The sequence below is a fragment of the Arsukibacterium sp. UBA5043 genome, from assembly GCA_002415085.1.
Classification (GTDB): domain Bacteria; phylum Pseudomonadota; class Gammaproteobacteria; order Enterobacterales; family Alteromonadaceae; genus Alishewanella.
In genome coordinates this window covers 19353-38836 of sequence record DIBV01000010.1, presented here as the reverse complement: position 1 = coordinate 38836, position 19484 = coordinate 19353, and the positions used below count along the sequence as shown (strand labels likewise).

General features: G+C 49.0%; 18 protein-coding genes. 17 read left to right on the top strand and 1 reads right to left on the bottom strand.

Going from position 1 to position 19484, the window contains the following annotated elements:
• The first annotated feature begins 182 nt into the window (after window positions 1–182).
• Window positions 183–1820 (top strand): EAL domain-containing protein, encoded by a 1638-nt coding sequence (locus tag B2Q61_RS10445; protein WP_290618470.1) that lies wholly within the window; start codon window positions 183–185, stop codon window positions 1818–1820.
• On the opposite strand, the gene B2Q61_RS10440 is transcribed toward B2Q61_RS10445, so the two are convergent.
• The gene (locus tag B2Q61_RS10440; RefSeq protein WP_290618524.1) at window positions 1774–2631 is read right to left on the bottom strand and encodes a 1-aminocyclopropane-1-carboxylate deaminase/D-cysteine desulfhydrase; all 858 of its coding nucleotides are present in this window, start codon (window positions 2629–2631) and stop codon (window positions 1774–1776) included. The genes B2Q61_RS10445 and B2Q61_RS10440 overlap by 47 nt on opposite strands.
• Window positions 2632–2823: 192 nt before the next feature.
• Between B2Q61_RS10440 and B2Q61_RS10435 the strand changes: the two genes are divergently transcribed.
• From B2Q61_RS10435 to B2Q61_RS10360, 16 genes are all read left to right on the top strand, one after another.
• Window positions 2824–3747 (top strand): hypothetical protein, encoded by a 924-nt coding sequence (locus tag B2Q61_RS10435; protein WP_290618472.1) that lies wholly within the window; start codon window positions 2824–2826, stop codon window positions 3745–3747.
• A complete protein-coding gene (locus B2Q61_RS10430; RefSeq protein WP_290618474.1) occupies window positions 3744–4334 on the top strand; it encodes a PilN domain-containing protein in 591 nt (196 codons plus the stop codon). The genes B2Q61_RS10435 and B2Q61_RS10430 overlap by 4 nt, the downstream gene beginning before the upstream one ends.
• 2 nt (window positions 4335–4336) lie before the next feature.
• Window positions 4337–4987, top strand: coding sequence for a hypothetical protein (locus B2Q61_RS10425; RefSeq protein ID WP_290618476.1), 651 nt, complete (start codon window positions 4337–4339; stop codon window positions 4985–4987).
• Complete coding sequence (locus B2Q61_RS10420) at window positions 4965–5297, top strand: hypothetical protein (protein ID WP_290618478.1); 333 nt, start codon at window positions 4965–4967, stop codon at window positions 5295–5297. Before B2Q61_RS10425 ends, B2Q61_RS10420 begins: the two co-directional genes overlap by 23 nt.
• Window positions 5287–6948, top strand: coding sequence for a pilus (MSHA type) biogenesis protein MshL (mshL, locus tag B2Q61_RS10415; protein WP_290618480.1), 1662 nt, complete (start codon window positions 5287–5289; stop codon window positions 6946–6948). Before B2Q61_RS10420 ends, mshL begins: the two co-directional genes overlap by 11 nt.
• 4 nt (window positions 6949–6952) lie before the next feature.
• A complete protein-coding gene (locus tag B2Q61_RS10410; protein WP_290618482.1) occupies window positions 6953–7840 on the top strand; it encodes an ExeA family protein in 888 nt (295 codons plus the stop codon).
• Window positions 7837–8913 carry a hypothetical protein gene (locus B2Q61_RS10405; RefSeq protein ID WP_290618484.1) on the top strand — a complete coding sequence of 359 codons (1077 nt, stop codon included), beginning with the start codon at window positions 7837–7839 and terminating at the stop codon, window positions 8911–8913. The genes B2Q61_RS10410 and B2Q61_RS10405 overlap by 4 nt, the downstream gene beginning before the upstream one ends.
• 1 nt (window position 8914) lies before the next feature.
• Entirely contained in the window at window positions 8915–10666 is a 1752-nt protein-coding gene (locus B2Q61_RS10400; protein WP_290618486.1) for a GspE/PulE family protein, read from the top strand.
• A gap of 3 nt (window positions 10667–10669) precedes the next feature.
• The gene (locus B2Q61_RS10395; RefSeq protein WP_290618488.1) at window positions 10670–11887 is read left to right on the top strand and encodes a type II secretion system F family protein; all 1218 of its coding nucleotides are present in this window, start codon (window positions 10670–10672) and stop codon (window positions 11885–11887) included.
• Between the two features lie 74 nt (window positions 11888–11961).
• Window positions 11962–12528: a prepilin-type N-terminal cleavage/methylation domain-containing protein gene (locus B2Q61_RS10390; RefSeq protein WP_290618490.1), complete on the top strand. Its 567-nt coding sequence runs from the start codon at window positions 11962–11964 to the stop codon at window positions 12526–12528.
• Window positions 12529–12555: 27 nt separating this feature from the next.
• The gene (locus B2Q61_RS10385) at window positions 12556–13023 is read left to right on the top strand and encodes a prepilin-type N-terminal cleavage/methylation domain-containing protein (RefSeq protein ID WP_290618493.1); all 468 of its coding nucleotides are present in this window, start codon (window positions 12556–12558) and stop codon (window positions 13021–13023) included.
• Window positions 13024–13038: 15 nt separating this feature from the next.
• Window positions 13039–13512 carry a type II secretion system protein gene (locus tag B2Q61_RS10380; RefSeq protein ID WP_290618494.1) on the top strand — a complete coding sequence of 158 codons (474 nt, stop codon included), beginning with the start codon at window positions 13039–13041 and terminating at the stop codon, window positions 13510–13512.
• Window positions 13506–14102: a type IV pilus modification PilV family protein gene (locus B2Q61_RS10375; RefSeq protein ID WP_290618496.1), complete on the top strand. Its 597-nt coding sequence runs from the start codon at window positions 13506–13508 to the stop codon at window positions 14100–14102. Before B2Q61_RS10380 ends, B2Q61_RS10375 begins: the two co-directional genes overlap by 7 nt.
• Entirely contained in the window at window positions 14102–14935 is an 834-nt protein-coding gene (locus B2Q61_RS10370; protein ID WP_290618498.1) for a PilW family protein, read from the top strand. The genes B2Q61_RS10375 and B2Q61_RS10370 overlap by 1 nt, the downstream gene beginning before the upstream one ends.
• A complete protein-coding gene (locus B2Q61_RS10365; RefSeq protein WP_290618500.1) occupies window positions 14925–15341 on the top strand; it encodes a pilus assembly PilX N-terminal domain-containing protein in 417 nt (138 codons plus the stop codon). The genes B2Q61_RS10370 and B2Q61_RS10365 overlap by 11 nt, the downstream gene beginning before the upstream one ends.
• Window positions 15338–19339, top strand: coding sequence for a DUF6701 domain-containing protein (locus B2Q61_RS10360; RefSeq protein ID WP_290618501.1), 4002 nt, complete (start codon window positions 15338–15340; stop codon window positions 19337–19339). Before B2Q61_RS10365 ends, B2Q61_RS10360 begins: the two co-directional genes overlap by 4 nt.
• The last annotated feature ends 145 nt before the right edge of the window (window positions 19340–19484 follow it).

Sequence of the window (19484 nt, the reverse complement as noted above, 5' to 3'; positions counted from 1 at the left end):
GTGTGGCATTCGCCATGCGAGAGCAGTACACCGCCAGGCTCCCAATTCAAGCAAAAGGCCTACCCTAACCGGTAGGCCTTTTTGCGTTTAGCATACTGATCTTAACGTTGGAAAATTGGGTAATATCTGGACAAATCATTAAATTAAGTTAACACTGTATTGACAGTCAAAAGGAGTTGCTTGTGTCACTTGCCAGCTTGTTTAAACAAAAAACCTATTCCAGCTGGTTTATTATCCTGGCTTGCTGCTTTATTTTTGCCAATATACTCTTCACTCTGTCATTAACTCTGCCTGTTTCACAACTTGCTGGCTGGCAAATTTTCTCGCTGCTTAATATTGCACTGATCATTTTTCTGGCTGGACTTTTTTTTCTGGTGCAATGGCATAGGCGCTCTCTGGCTACCACCGTATTAACAGTTGATCATGCGATTAAAAAGTTAGAAGAGCGCCTAGAATTAACCCATCGTAGTGATTTAATGCCGGAAATTCGACTGGAAAAGATTAATGATCGGCTGGTGAATTATATCAGGCGGGATCACGAGGTGCGCCATCTGGTTAGGGTGCAAGGCTTGATCGATCATGAACTGGCGATTGGCAACCGTATTTTTTTTGAAAGCAAACTACAACATTTTTTAAGCGATGCCTCTGAAGAAGGCGCCGGCGGCTTATTTATTATTGAAGTATCCCATCCTGGTCACAGTATTAGTCAGGTTAAACAACTGGCCTGTCTAAAAGCTTGTGTCGAAGTTATCAACAGTTATTGTGAACCATACCAGGACAGGATTTTAGCACGGCTGTCAGAAAACGACTTAGTGCTACTACTGTCCGGTATTTCAGAAAAAGAAATGGCTAATCTGGCTGATACGCTGGTAGTTGCTATGGGTCGGGCAAACTGTTTTGCCAACTATTTAAGTGCTGACTTTGTGCATATCGGCTATGTTGCTTATCAGCGTAACCAGACCACGTATCAATTGTTGTCTGAAGCCGATATGGCGCTACGCACCGCCCAGCTATACGGCCATAATAGTGCCTTTGGCTTTGAACCGGAAAAAAAACCAGCAGCAAAAGGCTCAGTCTGGTGGCGATCTGAATTAACCAAGGCGTTGGCGCAACATCGCTTCAGTTTAAGTTTTCAGCCGGTATTTTCCTGGCAAGAACAGGAACTATTGCAACAGGAGGTTTTGGTTCGGTTGCAAAGTACCGAGGGGCAAAATATTCCGGCGGCGATATTTCTGCCGATGGCTTACAGTTGTGGCCTAACATTGCAAATTGACCAGCATGTATTGTTGCGGGCAGCCAGGCTGGGTTCTCTGGAAAGTCGCAGTGCAATAAGATGTAGTGTCAATATTAACGCCCATTCCCTGTTAAGTAAGGATTGGCAGCAATGGCTCGAGCACATAGTCGTTTCTGGCCAGCTCGACCCGTCACAGCTGGCGCTGGAACTAACCGAGCATCACCTTATCCGCTACTATGATAAATTAAAACCGATATTGGACAGAATTATTAACCTCGGTTTTCAGCTGGTTATAGATCAGGTCGGCCTGACGATTGATATACCGCCATATGCAGATGATTTGGCGATAGAGTCAGCGAAACTGCACCCTTCGGTTGTTCGTAATATTGATCAACATTTGGAGCAGCAGTTGTTTGTCAGAGGATTAATTTCTCATTTCTCTGAACGCGGGATCCGGGTGATTGGAACTGGGGTAGAGCTGGAGACAGAATGGCAGACTCTGCAAAAACTGGGGGTAGCCGGCGGCCAGGGATTTTACTTTAGCCAACCGTTGCCCCAGATAGTAACCGGTACTGTTGCAGATTAATTAACTTGCGGTAGTATAATCCAGCCAGGCCCTGCAAGCCGCCGGTATGAAAGAAACTGATCCTGCTGCCAGGAGCAAACTGTCCCTCTGCAATCATTTGATAAAGCTTATACAGGGCTCTGCCAGTATATACAGGTTCAATGGCAATGCCATGTTGTCTAGTAAATTGACAACTGAAATCAATGTGCTGCACCGGACATTTGGCATAACGATGTTCAGCTGCTGTGGTGATAATACGCCAGGGCAAGGGCGTAACCTCTGGTGTTGTCAGTAACCCCGCAACTTTGTCGGCCAAAGAGCTGTCATTTACTACGGCCAGCCCAATAATCTCTTTAGCCTTAACGCCTGCCTGACTGGCTGCTGTTATTATGCCGGCTAAGGTTCCGCCACTGGCCGATGCCGTTGCGATAATATCAGCCGGACCGGCCGGGGTATCAGTAAGGTTTAAACCTGCGATACCGCGCATTCCCATTGCCGAACTTCCTCCTTCTGGAATAACTAGATAACCAGGATGGCGTTTGCTAATCAGCTCGATAAAAGCCGGTTGCTGCCGTTGTCGGTAGCTCTGGCGATCGATTGCGATTAGCTTCATTCCCTGTGTCTGGCAGTATGCTAAGGTAGGATTATCTGGATCAATGTTGTCTGCACGGACATAGGCTGTTGCATTAAACTTGTTTAGTTTCGCAGCCGCGGCACAGGCAGCAAGATGATTTGAAAAAGGGCCACCAAAAGTCACTAAGCCGCGATATTGCTGTTGCTGAATCAACTTTATATGATATTGTAATTTCATCCATTTGTTACCAGATAGCATCGGCTCAGCCGTAACCGGACAGTATAACCAAACTTCCACGCTCGCCTCAGAGAGCAGCGGTTCAATAATCCGGTGCCAATTGGCAGAAGGCGTTGCGATATCAGGGAGTGACAATAACATACAGCGGGTTGGCAACTTTAAAATTTAAGGTGCCAGTATTATAAACCGAGATCAGGGTTAAGTAGCATTAAGATGTTAGCCAAAGTATTGCAGCACATCAGATTTGGCCACAATAGATCCGCGGGTATAGCCGTATTGCATATTCGTGAGCACGAAATTCAACTATTACTTCAGTCAGCAAAAGAACAAGAAGCATTCGTTTCTGTTTATCCTGTCAAGGAGGGTGATTGGCAGTCGGCAATGCAAGAGGCTCTTGGCAATGTAAGTAAAATGATGGCGCTGACATTGATTATTTCTCCGGCTATGTACCAGATTGTGCAACTGGAAAAACCGGCGCTGGACGAGCAGGAGTTAATGGCAGCGTTACCCTGGCAAATCAAAGATCTGACCGATATTACATTAGAAAATATGGTCCTGGACTATATCGACTTACCCGCAGCGCCTGGTCAGCCAGCTAAAATTAACGTCGTGGTGAGTGCTAAAAGCCAGCTGCAGGAGCTGATTGCAATTGTTGCTGATGCCAAACTGAGCTTGCAGCAAATCCTGATTGAAGAATGGTTAATCCATGAATTGCCCCAATATGCTGATCATGCCGCGTTAGTATTAATGCATCAACCCGGGCAGGACGTATTATTGCAGGTTATTCGTCAGGGGCAGTTACAATTCTCCAGACGGTTACGCGGCTTTAACCGGCTGCATCAATACAATAAAATCGAATTGCAGCAGGGAGTTTTTGATAGTTTATTGCTCGAAATTCAACGCTCTATGGATTACATCGAAAGTCAGCTTAAATTACCGCCAGTGCGTAGTATCCAACTGTTATGCAGCGGCGCAGAACGAACGGATTTAGTGCCGTTGTTTCATCAGGCAGGATTTAGCCAGGTTCAGGCACTGCAACTTAAACCAGAATTGCAGTGGGCTATGGCCATTGATTTAAATGAATTCTGGCCTGCCATTGCAGCTACAGCCAGCTCCAGCTGGGAGCCGGCGCCATGAAGCAGCGCATTAATTTATATCAGTTAGCGTTACAACCCCAGAGGCAAACGATGGCCCTGCCGTCATTATTTGCTTTGCTGGCACTGGTACTGGTTATTAGTTTGCTGGGGTGGGGAGGGTTGCAATGGCAACAAGAAAAACAGCTACACCTCAATGCTCAGGCCGAGCAGCAATTAACGCGTCAGCAGCAGCAGCTTGAACTATTGCAACAGGCATTGCTGCAGCGTCAGCCATCGTCAGCGCTTATCACTGAGCGTGATGTGCTTAAACGACGGGTGGAACAACAAATCGCCTTGCAACACTATTTATCGGCACAACAAATAACAGCTGATTATGCTTACAGTACGGTGTTGCAGCAGCTACTTGCCACCGATATTAACAGCGTATGGTTAACTCATTTTAAACTGCGCCCAGGCAGCAGTGAGCTAAAAGGTCTGACGATAGCGCCAGCTGAAGTGCCTGGCTGGCTGGAAAGCCTGCGTCATTTCGACTACTTTCAAGGCCAGCGCTTTAACGAACTGCGTTTATCCCAACTGCCAGAGCAGCAGGCGGTACAGTTTCATCTTATCGCTGAGCAGGGAGACTGAACATGGCTAACTGGCAGCAATTAAATCAAAAATATCAGGCATTGCAGCTACGTGAAAAACGGCTGGTTTTCTTTGGTTCAGTAGTTTTAGTTTTCTGGCTTCTGTTAATCTATCTGATAGAGCCTGCCTGGCAACAACAAAAACAGTTAACCGGACAGCAGCAAACGCTGCGCTTACAGCAACAGCAAGTTCAGCAACAACTTGAGCTATTGCAGTTACAGCTGGCCATTGATATTGAACAACCGTTTCGGGATGACATTGCCAGCCTTACCCGGCAACAGGCAGAGCTGGCAGCGCAAAGGCAAAAACAAAGCAGTTTATTTATTGGTGCAGATCAGATGCTGGCGCTACTACGGGAAATTCTTGCAAAAAGTCAGCGGCTAAAGTTGCAGTCACTGTCTACTTCTGCAGCCGTACCCGTTGTTCTGGCAGGCCAGTTGGCAGATGAGGCACCCTTATTGTATCAGCACAGAACAACACTGGTGGTTCGTGGTCGTTACGCTAGCGTGCAGCAACTGTTAGCCGAGTTGGAGCAGTTACCCTGGCTGGTTCAGTGGCAGCAACTGGATTATCAGGTAACGGATTATCCGATGGCTGATATTAGCCTTGAATTTATTACAGTGAGCGAGAATGAAAACTTTATTCAGCTATAGCGCTGTGCTGTTGTTAACGTTTGCCAGCCAGGCCGATCCCACTCGCCCAGCCACAGGTTATGTTGACACCAGCAGTGTTAGTGGCAACGGTAATGCTGCTAATCCGGTCAGTGCGTTAAGGTTACAAATTATTCAAAACAGTAGCCAGCGGACAAGCGCCACGATTAATGGTCAGTTACTTCAGCTTGGTGAGCAATATCAGGGTTACACTCTCACGAAAATCAGGGCGACTTCGGTAATACTGAGCCGGGGAGAAGAGCAATTAATTTTGCAGTTACATAATAAAACGATAAAAAATTATGATGAATAGTACCCGTTTAAATTTGTGTTTTGTCAGCAGTCTGATATTGCTGAGCGCGTGTCAGGCCTTACAGCCAAATGCTGGCCCTACGGCAGCGAAAAAAGCATTACAGCCAGCAGTAGCCGAACCGACGCCAGTATTAGCGATACCGATGGCAGTTACACAGGACTTACTGGCCAGGCCACCTGTTGCCATAGCTAACAATGAACCAAGGTTTAATGTTTCCGCTGTTGATGTTGCCCTGAGCGACTTTTTCCATTCAGTTGTCCACGATACGCCTTACAGTCTGGTGGTTCATCCCAGTATCAGTGGCACAATAAGCCTGCAGCTGAAGCAGGTTACGCTGGCAGAAACCCTGGCAATAGTGCAATCGTTGTATGGGTTTGATATCCGACGCCAGGGTATGGTGTATCAGGTTTATCCTGCTGGTTTGCGCACCGAAATCATCGCCGTTAATTATTTAATGCTGCAACGCAATGGTTTTTCCTCTATTTCTGTCAACTCAGGTGGGGTGTCACAGGACAATAATAATCAAAACGGTAATAATCAGGGCGGTCAGAATTTAGCCAATAATAGTTTACAGAACGACCCTTTTGCCAATAATAATAATGGCCAGGCCCAGAACAGTCAGCAACAGTTTAATGGCAGCACCATTCAAAGTGAGAGTCGAACTGATTTCTGGAGTGATTTAAAAGAGGCTGTAGAGGGTGTATTAGGTGAAGGGCCACAACGGATGGTTGTCGTCAGCAAGCAGGCAGGCTTGGTTACCGTGCGTGGAATGCCAGATGAAATTGCCGCAGTAAAAGCCTTTTTAGGGCAGTCTGAGCAACATTTGCAGCGTCAGGTTGTGTTGGAAGCAAAAATTATTGAAGTCACGTTAAGTGACGAATATCAGCAAGGTATTAACTGGCAGAATGCGCTGGCAACAATCGGTTCAACCAGCTTTAACTTCACCACGTCAGGGGTTATCCCAAACAATACAATAAGCAGCAACGTCGGTGGGGTCAGCGCTATTTCTTTCAGCAATGCTGATTTTAACGGCGTAATTAATTTATTGGAGACGCAGGGCAATGCCCAGGTGCTGTCCAGTCCGCGGGTTACGGCAATGAATAATCAGAAAGCCGTGATTAAAGTAGGCCAGGATGAATATTTCGTTACTGATATTACCAGCAATACTACTATTGCCGGTACTGGTGCTACCACCACCTCCCCTAATATTTCATTACAGCCGTTTTTCTCAGGTATAGCGTTAGATGTCACGCCACAGATAGACCAAAATGGTAGCGTGATATTGCATGTGCATCCATCGGTTACTGAAACATCAGAGCAAAGTAAAACGATCCGTTTTAGCGATGAACAAATTGTGTTGCCGCTGGCGCAAAGCAATATCCGGGAATCGGATACCATTATTAAAGCGCAAAGTGGTGAAATTGTAGTTATTGGTGGCTTGATGCAAACGGTAACCAGTGACAGTGAATCACGCACACCGGTTTTGGGTGCAATACCTATTTTGGGCCAGTTATTTACTAGCAAAAATAAAGTGGAAAGAAAAAAGGAACTGGTAATCCTGCTAAAGCCAACTGTCGTCGGTAATGGGGTCTGGCAGCAGCAGTTACAGCAGTCAGCAGAATTAATCACTGACTGGTATCCTGAGCAATAAGCTTATGTATGCTGCCCACTTTAATCTGGCATTAACGCCTTTTTCACTCACCCCAGATACCCGCTTTTATGTTGGTTTGCCGCAGCACGAAGCGGCTCTGGCGGTGTTGAATACCGCGTTAACTGCTGGTGAGGGCTTTATTAAAGTAACCGGTGAAGTCGGTACTGGTAAAACGTTATTGTGCCGGCTGCTTTTAAAGCAGGCGCAAGCGGACTGGCAGCTGGCTTATTTGCCTGATCCCAGTGTCAGTCCATTAGAGCTGCGCTGGGCACTGGCAGCAGAGCTTGGACTGAAATATTCAGCCAATATCGATGCCAGCCAGCTTTTGCAATTGCTGCAACGGCAGCTTATTTTACTCGCGCATAGTGGTAAGAAAATTATCCTGGTCATGGATGAAGCGCAAGGTTTACCCGACGACACCCTCGAGTCATTACGGCTATTAACAAACCTGGAAACCGAGCAGCGCAAATTATTACAGGTGGTGTTGTTTGGCCAGCCTGAATTGGATCAACGTTTAGCAAGTCAGCAGTTCCGGCAATTACGACAACGTATTTCATTTGCTTACCAATTGCCTGTAATGTCGCCGCCACAAATTCGGTTTTATGTGCGGCACCGGCTGCAGATAGCCGGTGCAACCCCAGCTTTATTTAATGCATTTGCCCTACTTGCTATTGGTCGTTATAGCCGTGGCATTCCCAGACTGGTTAATTTATTGGCCCATAAGGGGTTAATGCTGGCCTATGGCGAAGGTAAAAGCCGGGTGACGGCCAGGCATATCCGCTTTGCCGCCAGAGATACCGAAGACACCCGGGGCACTACGCGCCACTTTCTGTGGTTGTTCAGCGGTGCTGCGGTATTTAGCGCAGCTTGTGTTGCCTGGATGTGGCGATGAGTGTTATTAATAAAATGCTGCAGGATCTTGAACAACGTCAGCAGCCAGGCGTTCGCTCCGCAAAAAAGGAACAGGCACCCCGACACGACAGCGGGCGTACTGTTTATTTCCTTGGCTTTGCTGGGCTGGCAATAGCGGTTTTAATTGGTGTACTTTGGCAGAACCACGGCGTTCAATCACAAACTGCTACGAAACTAACAGCAGTTGCAAGTGCCTTGCAGGTGGCACCTGTAGCCAAAAACAGCCAGCAAATCGAGGTGGCCGAAGCTAAGCCTGACAGCATCATGGCGATACTGTCAGCCGCACCCATAGCGGCGGCAACAGCAGAACAAAAACCTAAACCGGTAGCTGTGGCAGAACCAGCAGTAGCTGCCCAACCCGCTGTCGAACCTCAGGTGGTAGCGCTGACGATACAACGTGAGGTGGCTCCGGTTCAGGCTGCAACTGAACCGGCATCCATAGCTAAACCACAGACGGTGATAGATAAACAACGGCTAAGCACTGACGAGCAGCAGCAAAATATGCAACAACGGGCAAATGCCAGTGAAGCTGCAGGAGACACGGGTAGCGCCATTGCTATCTGGCAACAGATTGTGTCGCAACAACCTGCGGAGGCAAACGGTTATCTGAACCTCGCCAGATTATGGTTAAAGCAACAACAAATCATTACCGCCAGCCAGGTGCTGTTACAAGCCCGCCAAAAAGGGGTAATAAGTGCAGAAATTAATATGCAGTTGGCGCAGCTGGCGGTGCGTCAGGGCCAGTGGCAACAAGCATTGGCGTTCTTACCCGATCAGTTTGAGTTGGCTGCACAGCCGGAATATTTTGGTATGAAAGCCACGGTACTCCAGCAACTGCAGCAACATGCAGCGGCACTTGACTGGTATCAGCGTTTACAGCAGTTGCAGCCAGACCAGGGGCGCTGGAGTCTCGGCGCTGCGCTAGCCAACGAACAACTTGGCCAGCCAGCGCAGGCCCACCAGTATTATCAACATGCCTGGCAATATCGTCAGGCGTTATCGGTTAGCAGCCATAATTTTATCCAACAACGGCTTAAGGCAACAGAACCTTAGTATGCAAAAACCCAAGCTGAAAATGCGCCTAGGCGATTTGCTGGTGCACGAAAACATTATTACTGAGGCCCAGCTGGAGCAGGCTCTGGCGCGCCAGAAAAGCAGTGGTCGCAAGCTGGGCGCCACCCTGATCGAAATGCAGTTTCTATCTGAGCAGCAGTTACTGCAGTTTTTAGCGCAACAGCTGCAGGTGCCCTTTCTGGATATCGCGCAGCGAAAGATTGATCCCAAAGCCGCCCAGTTACTGGCTGAAGTGCATGCCAGACGCTTCAGAGCACTGGTGATTGAAGACATGGGCGATGCAGTATTGCTTGGCATGAACGACCCTGCCGATCTGGCCGTGCTGGATCAGATTGCACCGCTATTGGCACCGCGCGAAATTAAAATTGCCGTGGTCCGCGAAAGCCAGTTGCTGGAAGCATTTGACTCGTTGTACCGGCGCACCAAAGATATTGAAACCTTCGCGACCCAGTTAAAGCAAGAGCATAGCGGTGATACTGATGATGCATTGCTGGCCGAGGAGAACCGCGAAGAAACCGACAATACGATAGCCAAGCTGTTACGTTCAATCTTTGAAGATGCGGTGCAGGTTAAAGCCTCAGATATTCATATTGAACCCGATGAAAAGGTGCTGCGTATCCGCCAGCGGGTAGACGGTATTTTACAGGAAAGTACCTTAAATGAAGTGAGTATTGCTGCCGCGCTGGTGCTGCGGTTAAAACTGATGGCCAGCCTGGATATTTCTGAGAAAAGGCTGCCACAGGATGGCCGGTTTCAAATTACGGTTAAGCAGCATAAAATTGATATCCGGATGTCTACCATGCCGGTGCAATACGGTGAGTCGGTGGTAATGCGTTTGCTGGACCAGTCAGCCGGGCTGTTAAAAATGGAAGATACCGGTATACCGGGCCCGATGTTAGCCAGACTGCGACGTATTGTACAAAGCCCGCATGGCATGATACTTGTTACCGGGCCTACCGGTTCGGGTAAAACGACCACCTTATATGGCTTGCTTAGTGAGCTTAATCAGGCGGGCAGCAAAATAATCACAGTGGAAGATCCGGTTGAATACCGCTTATCGCGGATTAATCAGGTGCAGGTTAATCATAAAATTGGCCTGACCTTCAGCAATGTACTTCGCACCACCTTGCGCCAGGACCCCGATATTATCATGGTGGGCGAGATGCGCGATCAGGAAACCGCCGAAATGGGCCTGCGCGGCGCGCTTACCGGGCACCTGGTATTATCTACCTTGCATACTAACGATGCTGTATCCAGTACCCTGCGCTTAATTGATATGGGGGCAGCGCCTTATCTGGTAGCCAGTGCTCTGCGGGCCATTATTGCCCAGCGTCTGGTTAGGCGGTTATGTGACTATTGTAAAAAGCCACATCAGCCTGATGAACTGGAGTTAACCTGGTTACGCCATCATAACGCCAATGACAATGCCGGTTACTGGCAGGGGCAAGGTTGTCAGTCTTGTCATCATACCGGTTACAAAGGTCGGTTGGGCGTATTCGAGCTGCTGGTGATCAATAAACCATTAGCAGATGCGCTGCGCCGCTCTGATATCGAAGGGTTCAGTAACCTGGCCTACCACAGCCCCGATTTTGTCACTCTGGGTAATATGGCCCTCGATTATGCTCAGCAAGGTATTACCACCCTGGAAGAGGTTATTAGGGTATCCGAATACCTGGAAACCGAGCCGTTGGCGCCTGACACGCCCGCGACTGACGCGGCAGAGGACAACTAAGATATGGCCAGCTTTCAGTACAAAGCGCGGGACGCCAGTGGCAACGCTGTTACCGGCCAGCTGGAAGCCGGTAGTCAGGCAGCAGCAGCCGACATGCTGAAGCAGCGGCGGTATATTCCACTGAGTATTGAAGCCATTGTGGTAGCCGAAAAAACGGCCCGGTTCGAATTATGGCAGGCTAAAGTCAGCCTGACTGAGCTGATTATTTTTTCCCGTCAGATGTATTCACTGATGAAAGCCGGCATTCCTATTATCAGGTCGATTAAGAGCCTGGCTGAGAGCACCGGCTCGCCGCGCCTGCGACAGGTAATGACTGATCTGGCCAGTGAACTGGAAAATGGCCGCAGTTTATCGGTGGCCATGGCCAGCCACCCTAAAGTATTCAGCCGCTTAATTATTAGTCTGGTGCACGTTGGAGAAAATACCGGCCGGCTGGACGACGCTTTTTTACAGTTAACCTTTTATTTTGAACAGGAGCTGGAAACCCGCAAACAAATAAAACAGGCCACCCGTTATCCGATTTTTGTTTTATTTGCCCTGGTGGTGGCCATGGTTATCCTCAATATCTTTGTTATTCCCCAATTTGCCAATATGTTTGCCCGCTTTAATGCCGAACTGCCCTGGTCTACCCAATTGTTACTGGCAAGTTCCTCGTTTTTTATTACCTTCTGGCCCTTGTTACTGGTATTGTTAGTAGCAGCAATTATTGGTGTCAGTTTCTATTTGCAAACACCGGCGGGTAAATACCGTTGGGGTCGTTGGAAATTACGGGTACCCATTATTGGCAGCATTATTAACCGGGCTACTCTGGGCCGTTTTGCCCGTAGCTTTTCCATGATGCTAAAAGCCGGGGTGCCAATTACTACTGCGCTTAGTTTAGTTGCCGAAGCGGTTGATAACGACTATCTTGGAGAGAAGATCCGGGAAATGCGGCGCAGTATTGAACGGGGCGAGAGCCTGCTGCGGGTAGCACAGCAAAGTGATATGTTTACTGAGTTGGTGTTACAAATGATATCGGTTGGTGAAGAAACCGGCCAAATGGATGAAATGCTAACGGAAGTAGCGGGCTTTTATGAGCGCGAAGTAGCTTTTGACTTAAAAAGCCTGACCGCGAAAATAGAGCCGATCCTGATTGTGATCGTCGCCGCCATGGTGCTGTTACTGGCGTTGGGCATTTTTACCCCGATGTGGGATATGCTAAACGCTTATAAAGGCGGCTGATACTTGATTCAAAATAAGTTGATAACAATAAATAACGATATACTCAATATGACATGTGCCTGGGAGAAATCAATATGAAACAAGCCAATATGCAACAACAAGGTGGCTTTACCTTAATCGAACTGGTGATCGTGATCATCATTCTTGGCCTGCTGGCCGCGACCGCGTTACCACGGTTTTTAAATGTTACCGCAGAAGCGGAAGACGTCGCAGTAGAGGGGATTGCCGGTGGTTATGCTTCGGCAGTGGGGCTGGTACGGGCGCAATGGGAAGTGGCGGGCCGGCCAGATGGCAACGGTGGCACGGCAGAGCGTACGGTTGTAAACTATGACATGGTACCAATTGGAGTTGATGGTGATATTGGCTACCCGTCGGGTGATCCGGCGAGTAATACCCGGTTTACCAGTGTTACCGCAGATGATTGCCTGTACCTGATTAACAACCTGTTTCAGCAACGGCTGCGGGTTGATACAACATTTGATCCAGCAGACCAGTTGTTTGTCCGGGCTGATGCTAATACCTGTTTTTACCATCAGACAGCGGGTCTGTCGGCAGCACCTGGCGATACCGTCGGTAATAATGGCTTTTCGTACAATGCGCAGACAGGTCAGGTTGGTTTATTTTTAAACAAAAACATCTAAGTTTTAATTAAGCAAAAGGTAGTATTTATGAAACGTAATCAGGCAGGTTTTACTTTAATTGAACTAATTATCGTAATCGTTATTCTGGGGATTCTGGCAGTGACTGCTGCACCGAAGTTTTTAGATTTTGGGGGCGATGCCCGTAAATCGGTTTTGCAGGGTGTAAAAGGTTCATTAGAGTCAGCGGGTTCGTTGGTCTATGGTAAGGCTATTATTGCTGGTGTGCAGGGAACAGAGGATACGACTGTTGAGAGTATTCCTGTCACTTTTGGTTATCCGAAAGCAACAGCAGTAGCCTTAAACGCCGCTGCTGAATTGTCAGATTTTACAATGGGTGGCGCTGTAGCAGAGAGTATACCAGGTACACCAGGCCAAATTCGAATTGGCGAGTCTACAGATGCTATTACTGATACTGGAGCCTGTTATGTGCTTTACACTGCTTCGTCAGCTGATGGAGATAAACCAGCCATTTCATTAGTAAGCACCGGCTGCTGATAGTAGAAAGTTGTAATGAACAACCTGCAGCGACATACCGGCTTTACCTTAATAGAGCTGATTGTGGTGCTGGTAATCATAGGCGTGTTAGCAGTGTCCCTGCTACCACGCTTTTTTTCTGGCAGCGGTACCAACGAATACCTGTATCGCGACCAGGCCTTCAGCCTGATCCAGCGCCAGCAAATGCAGGCCATGCAATGCACCAACTGCCCGCCGGTCGGTTTTCGGGTTGACAGTTTCAGTATTAACCCCGCCGGCATTGATGCCTGTGCTAATACCGCTACCGCATTATGTATCAGCGAACGTGATCGCAGCAGCATCCGGCTGTCGCCTGGCGCCTTTAATAACGACCTTTTTTTCAATAACCTGGGCCAGCCTATAACCGCATCCGGCTCACGTCGATGTAACAGTAGCTGCCGGGTTAATGTCCAGGGCAGTGTTAACCTGGCTATTTGTATAGAGTATGAAGGGTATATTCACCGATGTTAGCCTCATCGATGTTAACCATAGCTGTGTCAGGCCGCCGCCAACGGGGTGTAAGTCTGATTGAGCTGATTGTCGGTATAGTGGTGCTGGCTATTGCGCTGAGTCTGGTGACTGCCGTACTGGGGCCGTTATATATTAAAAGTACCGATCCCTGGCATCAGGTGCGGGCCACTGAGCTGGGCCAGAGTATGCTAAATGATATTATGGCGCGCTCGTTTGATCAGCAAAGCCCCCGTAGTGGCAGTATACTGCGCTGTGGCGAGAGTGGCGCCCCGGCATGCACCGTACAAAACGCCGATGGCAGCTGGCCGGCCGACCCCGGAGAAAGCGCAGCCGATAACCGGCTACGGTTTAACGATGTCGATGATTTTGATAATTTTACCGCTAACGGTTCCCTGTTAACCAATATTCTGGCGGAAGATCTGGCCGACGTATATCGTAATTATCAGCTGCAGGTTCGTGTTCGTTATGCCTCCGCCGCTGACGTTAGCGGTATCGGCCTGGCCCCAGATCAGGTGAAAGTGATTACCGTTACGGTTATTACACCAACCGGCAGTGCACTGCAGTTCAGCAGCTATAAAGGGAACTGGTGATGCAGCGTCAACAAACAACAACCTCAATAAGGTTCCGGCACGGCTTTAGTTTGATAGAGCTAACCATTGTTATTGTGCTGTTGTCGGTGTTGGCATTGGGCGTAAGCAGTTATATTGGTCTTGGCGCTACAATGTATAGTGACGCCACCGAGCGGGAACAGATCCTGAATCAAAGCCGGTTTGTGGCTGAGCGGCTGCAGCGTGAACTGCGCAACGCGGCGCCGAACAGTATTCGTACCGCAGATGTGGCATTACTACGCTGCATAGAGTTTGCACCCATTGTTAGCAGTGGTATCTATTTGCAGGCTCCAGTAGCCCCTGAGGCAGGTACTGAGCTAAAGCTGGCTATCTTAAACTGGCAAAGCAGTTATCTTGGCGCTGTTCCAACTCTGCCGTTGAGTATTTATCCCCGGCAGCCGGGCGATATTTATAGCAATAACGGTAGCACGATCGCTTTTGCCGGCACTGAAACAGACGATATGGATGGCAATAGTGCCACCCGTACGGTTCAGCTTGCCAGCAGCCACAGCTTTCCGCTAGGCTCACCGGAACAGCGTTTTTATTTACTGGCGTCAAGCCCGGTAAGTTACTGTTTTAACGCGGTAGACGGCACTATTCGCCGTTACAGCAATTATCCTTACAATACGTTGCAACCGTTACCGCCAACAGGCAGTGCGGTTTTAATGGCCAGTGATGTGCAGCGGGTGCGCTTTGCCGTCAATGATGCTGTGCTGACCCGTAACAGTGTGGTGAACTTATTACTGCAATTCGGCCAGAGCCAGACCAGCGACATGTTTTTTAATTACGAGGTGCATATTCCCAATGTTCCTTAACCGGGCGCTTGCGAAAACCCCGCAACGTGGCAGTGCATTAATTGTCGCGGTGTTTATTATTGTGGTGATGCTGGCAATCGTGCTGGCGTTGTCGCGTATTTTGTTAAGCAGTAGCGACAGTGTGGTGTATGAGGTACAAGGCACCCGCGCGTTATTTGCTGCGCAAAGTGGCATGGAGCTGGCCTTAACGGAGCTTTTCCCCCGTACTGGTGCCAGCAACTGCAGTAGCTGGACATTTAATTTTAATACCGACGGTTTAACCGGCTGTCAGGCGCAGGTGCAATGCAGCGCTCAGGCGGTTGCCAGCGAGCAGCTTAGCCAGCTTTATCAATTGCAAAGCAGCGCCAGTTGTAATGCTAATGAATTTATTACCAGTCGCAGTATAGTGCTGGAGGTAAGGCAATGAGGCGAATACTTTTCAGTTTATTATTGTTGCTCAGTACCCCGGTACTGGCGATTAATTGTGAAGAGATCTGGACCACTGCCATTCGCAGCAATAGTCCCCAACCTGGTTCAATTAATTATCCTTCCAGCCCAAACGCGAGTTTTCCAGAGCCTTTGCAGCCTATTGATTATTATTTTGCTGAAAGCGCTGACTGGTTTATCGCCAACAACACTGTTCGTGCAACGTCTGGTGCCACGACCCGGCTTTTTGTCAACGGCAACCTGACGATTGGCAATAGTACAGTACTTAATTCCGGTGGTGCGCCAGAAAACTTTATTTTAGTTGTTAGTGGCAGTCTGACAATCAACAATAATGCAATTATTAATGGTTTTGTGTTGGCCGGTGGCGCGGTTCAGCTGAATAATAATTCGGTTGTTAATGGCGCAGTGACCGCCAAAGGTGCGGTTGCAAATTTTGGAACAGTAAATTACCGGCCTGCTGCAATACCGGCACTAGCTGGTGGTAATTTGTGTGGCGAATTACTGGCAATTGATGATTTTGAAAGCTACCCAACAGGCAGTATCGCTGGTCAAAATGGCGGTACCGGTTGGAATGGTGCCTGGTCGGGTGTTACCAGCCGGCAGCAAATCACTGATACATCGACAAATCAATTACGTTACGATGCTGCTAATAGTGAGTTTATCGCCGGCGGAGATCGTGCATTAACATTTTCTGGTAGCTCTGCCACAGCTGCAACCCGGTTTATCAGTAGCCGCCGTGATGATGATATTGTCTATGTCAGTATGCTTGTCAGGTTTGATATAACCGATGGTAACAACCGCTTTGCAGCGTTATGGTTTGATCAAACCGGCTTTAGTAATGTGCCGAATATTGGTTTAAAAAGTAATCGAGGCAGTGGCGCCGGTCAAGAAGACATTATGGTGCGCACCCGCACGAATAATGATGTCTACAGCACGCCCATCGTAAATGGTGAAACTTATCTGATTGTTGGTCGTATGGCGAAAACCACACCGGGCTCAAATCAGCCGTATGATCAATGGCAGTTGTGGGTGAATCCCGCCACGTTAAGCGATGAGCCCGCCAGCCCTGACATTAGTACAACGGGTAACAGTGATATTACGTCATTCCGGGAAATTGGTTTTCGCACTGAAAACTTATCTGTCAGTGATCGGGTTACTATTGATCGGATAGCAATTGGTAAAACCTGGCAGGAGGTGGTCACTCCCTCAGCACCCGAATTAGTGTGTCTGGCCGACACTTTTAGCGATGCAACTTTAAGCGATACCTGGGTTACCGCCCGCAGCAATGGGAGTTTTACCCCGCAGGTAATAAATGGCCGGCTTCGCATGACTCAGGCGGTGGCAAACCAGGCTACCTCTGCGACGTACCAGCGGCTGTATCCGGCGGCTGATAATCTGGTGATCGTCGAGTTTGATTACCGGGCTTATGGCGGCAGTGGTGCTGATGGTCTGGCGGTAGTGCTGTCTGATGCCACCGTCACGCCGCAACCCGGCAGCTTTGGTGGCCCGCTGGGTTATGGCTATAAACCGGGTATTGCTGGATTTGCCGGAGGCTGGTTAGGCTTTGGCCTGGACGAATTTGGTAACTTTTCTAATGAAGGCGGGGCTGCCAGCAAAGGGCGGCGCCAGCAAAGTGTGGTGGTAAGGGGATCCGGCGAGGGTACTACTGGCTATCGTTATCTGCGCGGTACCTGTAACAATGGTGCGACAAATCCGGCCGGCGGCTGTCTCAGCCCCAGGGTTGATGGCAATGAAGCCAACCCACACCGCTACCGTTTTACCGTCGACTCCAGAACGCCCGGTACCACCATAGTCTCGGTTGAACGGGACCATGGGACGGGCTTTATTACGTTAATAGAACCGTTTAACGTCCGCACAGAACCCGGCCAGGCAGCCGTGCCAGAAAACTTCTTTTTGTCACTAACCGGTTCTACCGGTGGCTCAACTAATATTCACGAACTGGATAATCTGAGTATTTGTGCGCTGCGCTCCAGTCCCGTCGGCCAGCAAATTGATCATTTTGAATTTGATTACAGCGGCCGGGCATTAACCTGTAAGCCGGAAACCCTGACAGTAAGGGCTTGCGCCAGTGCCGATTGCGACAGGCTGATCACGGACCCGGTTCGGGCAACCTTAAGTCCGGCTACCATCGCTAATGGCGGCTGGGTAGGGGGCAATGTGCTTAATTTTAGTGGTGGCACTACCACTGTTGATTTGCGCCGAAATGTTGCTGGTAGTATGTTGATTGGCGTTAGCGGTTCAGTGCCAGCCACCCGGCCGCTAAGTCAAACCTTGTGTCGTGCCGGTGGGGGGGCGTTAAGCACTGCCGCTTGCAATATCAACTTTGCCAGTGCCGGGCTGGTGTTTAATGTGCCCGATGGCATTGCTAATCAGCCTGTTAGCAATATTATTGTCGCGGCTGTGCGGCAAAGTGATGTCAGCCAGCAATGTGTGCCCCAGTTTGCCAATGTCAGCCGCAATGTTGGCTTTTGGGGCAGTTATATTGATCCCGGGGTGGCAGCCCGTCCGGTATCAATGCCGCTGCAGGTAAATGGGGCGAATATTAGTCTCACTGATACCAGCCCGACTGCAGTCCCGCTAAACTTTGACGCTAACGGCGAAGCGCTAATCAGTGTCAATTATGCCGACGCAGGGCAGGTGCAACTCAGTGGTCGTTACAGTGGTAGTGCAGCCAATAACGATAACGGCCTGGTGTTAAACGGCGCTGATCAGTTTATTCGCCGCCCGGCAGGTTTATGTATTAAAAATAACGGACATTGTCTGGCAGCTGATGCCAGTTGTCCGGTATTTAAGCGCGCAGGTGAGTCGTTTCCGCTTACCATAAGCGCCCATGCCTGGCAGGAAGGCAGTACTGACATTTGTACTAACCCGGCAACCCCGAATTTCCAACAGAATAATATCGGCCTTAACCATATTCTGCAGGCGCCGGCTGGGGTGCCTGGTACCCTTGGCTTGGTTAACTATACACACCAGCGAGCCGTCAATAGCCAAACCCTTGTGCAGCAAAGCGTATCTGAAGTGGGTGTATTCAGGTTTAATACTGCACCGATAAATTATTTAAGCATGAGCGATCCGGTGCCAGCGGCAAGCGGCCAGGCTACAGGACGCTTTGTGCCAGCCGATTTTGCCGTTAGTGATATCAGTAGCAGCCCGGCATGTGGTAGTTTCAGTTATATGCAGCAACCTTTTGATTTGGGATTTACCCTGACCGCACGAAATACCCTTGGCCAGCGCACCCGCAATTACTTTGGTGCATTTGCTAACAGCACGTTATTGCTGCAGGCAGAAAATGCTGACAATGGCACGGATTTGACCGGGCGGCTCAGCAGCAGCGGCTTTGGTAACTGGAGCCAGGGCCTGCAACCGTTCAGTACCACTGAGCTGCTACTAAACAGGCTACCAGGCGGAGCGGCTGATGGTCCCTTCTCAACCCTCACCATCGCATTAAACGTGGTGGATGATGATGGAAGTATGATTGCTAATCCTGATACCAATACCAGCAATATCGCTTGTGCCAGCGACAATAGTTGCAATGCTGCCGCCCTGCTGCTGACCGATATTCGTTACGGCCGATTGCAAATGGCCAATGGTTTTGGCCCGGAATTTGATGATTTACCGGTAAACTTAACGGCAGAATATTGGGATGGCAGTCGCTTTATTAACAACACGGCTGACAATTGTAGTGTGATCAGCGCTGCTAATCTTAGTCTGAGTAACGGCCTTACCACAGCCCAGGCCAGCGCTACTACACTTAATAGCGGCAAAACACCGCCAGGTGGGTTATTGCTGGTGGCTCCGGATGAAACCGGTAATGTGGAGGCAACTTATCAGGTACCGGTATGGCTGCAATATGACTGGAACGATGATGGCAACTATAGTAACTCGCCGGTTGCAGAGTTTATGTTTGGCCGTTACCGTGGCAACCCGCGGCAAATCTACTGGCAGGAGCGCTTTTAATATTCAGATAGAAATGCTGAACTAAGTAAGTACTGGCTACTCTGATAAACTGCGCAACAACACTGATTAATTTCTGAAAAATGTCATAAAAGGCTATTTTCTTGGCATAGACTTACTTAGAATAGCCCGAATAACTGATTTTACC

What these genes read in the sequence shown, in the direction of transcription:
- B2Q61_RS10440 (WP_290618524.1), bottom strand. Translation starts at nt 2,631, where the DNA reads ATGCTATCTGGTAACAAATGGATGAAATTACAATATCATATAAAGTTG.
- B2Q61_RS10435 (WP_290618472.1), top strand. Translation starts at nt 2,824, where the DNA reads ATGTTAGCCAAAGTATTGCAGCACATCAGATTTGGCCACAATAGATCC.
- B2Q61_RS10430 (WP_290618474.1), top strand. Translation starts at nt 3,744, where the DNA reads ATGAAGCAGCGCATTAATTTATATCAGTTAGCGTTACAACCCCAGAGG.
- B2Q61_RS10425 (WP_290618476.1), top strand. Translation starts at nt 4,337, where the DNA reads ATGGCTAACTGGCAGCAATTAAATCAAAAATATCAGGCATTGCAGCTA.
- B2Q61_RS10420 (WP_290618478.1), top strand. Translation starts at nt 4,965, where the DNA reads ATGAAAACTTTATTCAGCTATAGCGCTGTGCTGTTGTTAACGTTTGCC.
- mshL (WP_290618480.1), top strand. Translation starts at nt 5,287, where the DNA reads ATGATGAATAGTACCCGTTTAAATTTGTGTTTTGTCAGCAGTCTGATA.
- B2Q61_RS10410 (WP_290618482.1), top strand. Translation starts at nt 6,953, where the DNA reads ATGTATGCTGCCCACTTTAATCTGGCATTAACGCCTTTTTCACTCACC.
- B2Q61_RS10405 (WP_290618484.1), top strand. Translation starts at nt 7,837, where the DNA reads ATGAGTGTTATTAATAAAATGCTGCAGGATCTTGAACAACGTCAGCAG.
- B2Q61_RS10400 (WP_290618486.1), top strand. Translation starts at nt 8,915, where the DNA reads ATGCAAAAACCCAAGCTGAAAATGCGCCTAGGCGATTTGCTGGTGCAC.
- B2Q61_RS10395 (WP_290618488.1), top strand. Translation starts at nt 10,670, where the DNA reads ATGGCCAGCTTTCAGTACAAAGCGCGGGACGCCAGTGGCAACGCTGTT.
- B2Q61_RS10390 (WP_290618490.1), top strand. Translation starts at nt 11,962, where the DNA reads ATGAAACAAGCCAATATGCAACAACAAGGTGGCTTTACCTTAATCGAA.
- B2Q61_RS10385 (WP_290618493.1), top strand. Translation starts at nt 12,556, where the DNA reads ATGAAACGTAATCAGGCAGGTTTTACTTTAATTGAACTAATTATCGTA.
- B2Q61_RS10380 (WP_290618494.1), top strand. Translation starts at nt 13,039, where the DNA reads ATGAACAACCTGCAGCGACATACCGGCTTTACCTTAATAGAGCTGATT.
- B2Q61_RS10375 (WP_290618496.1), top strand. Translation starts at nt 13,506, where the DNA reads ATGTTAGCCTCATCGATGTTAACCATAGCTGTGTCAGGCCGCCGCCAA.
- B2Q61_RS10370 (WP_290618498.1), top strand. Translation starts at nt 14,102, where the DNA reads ATGCAGCGTCAACAAACAACAACCTCAATAAGGTTCCGGCACGGCTTT.
- B2Q61_RS10365 (WP_290618500.1), top strand. Translation starts at nt 14,925, where the DNA reads ATGTTCCTTAACCGGGCGCTTGCGAAAACCCCGCAACGTGGCAGTGCA.
- B2Q61_RS10360 (WP_290618501.1), top strand. Translation starts at nt 15,338, where the DNA reads ATGAGGCGAATACTTTTCAGTTTATTATTGTTGCTCAGTACCCCGGTA.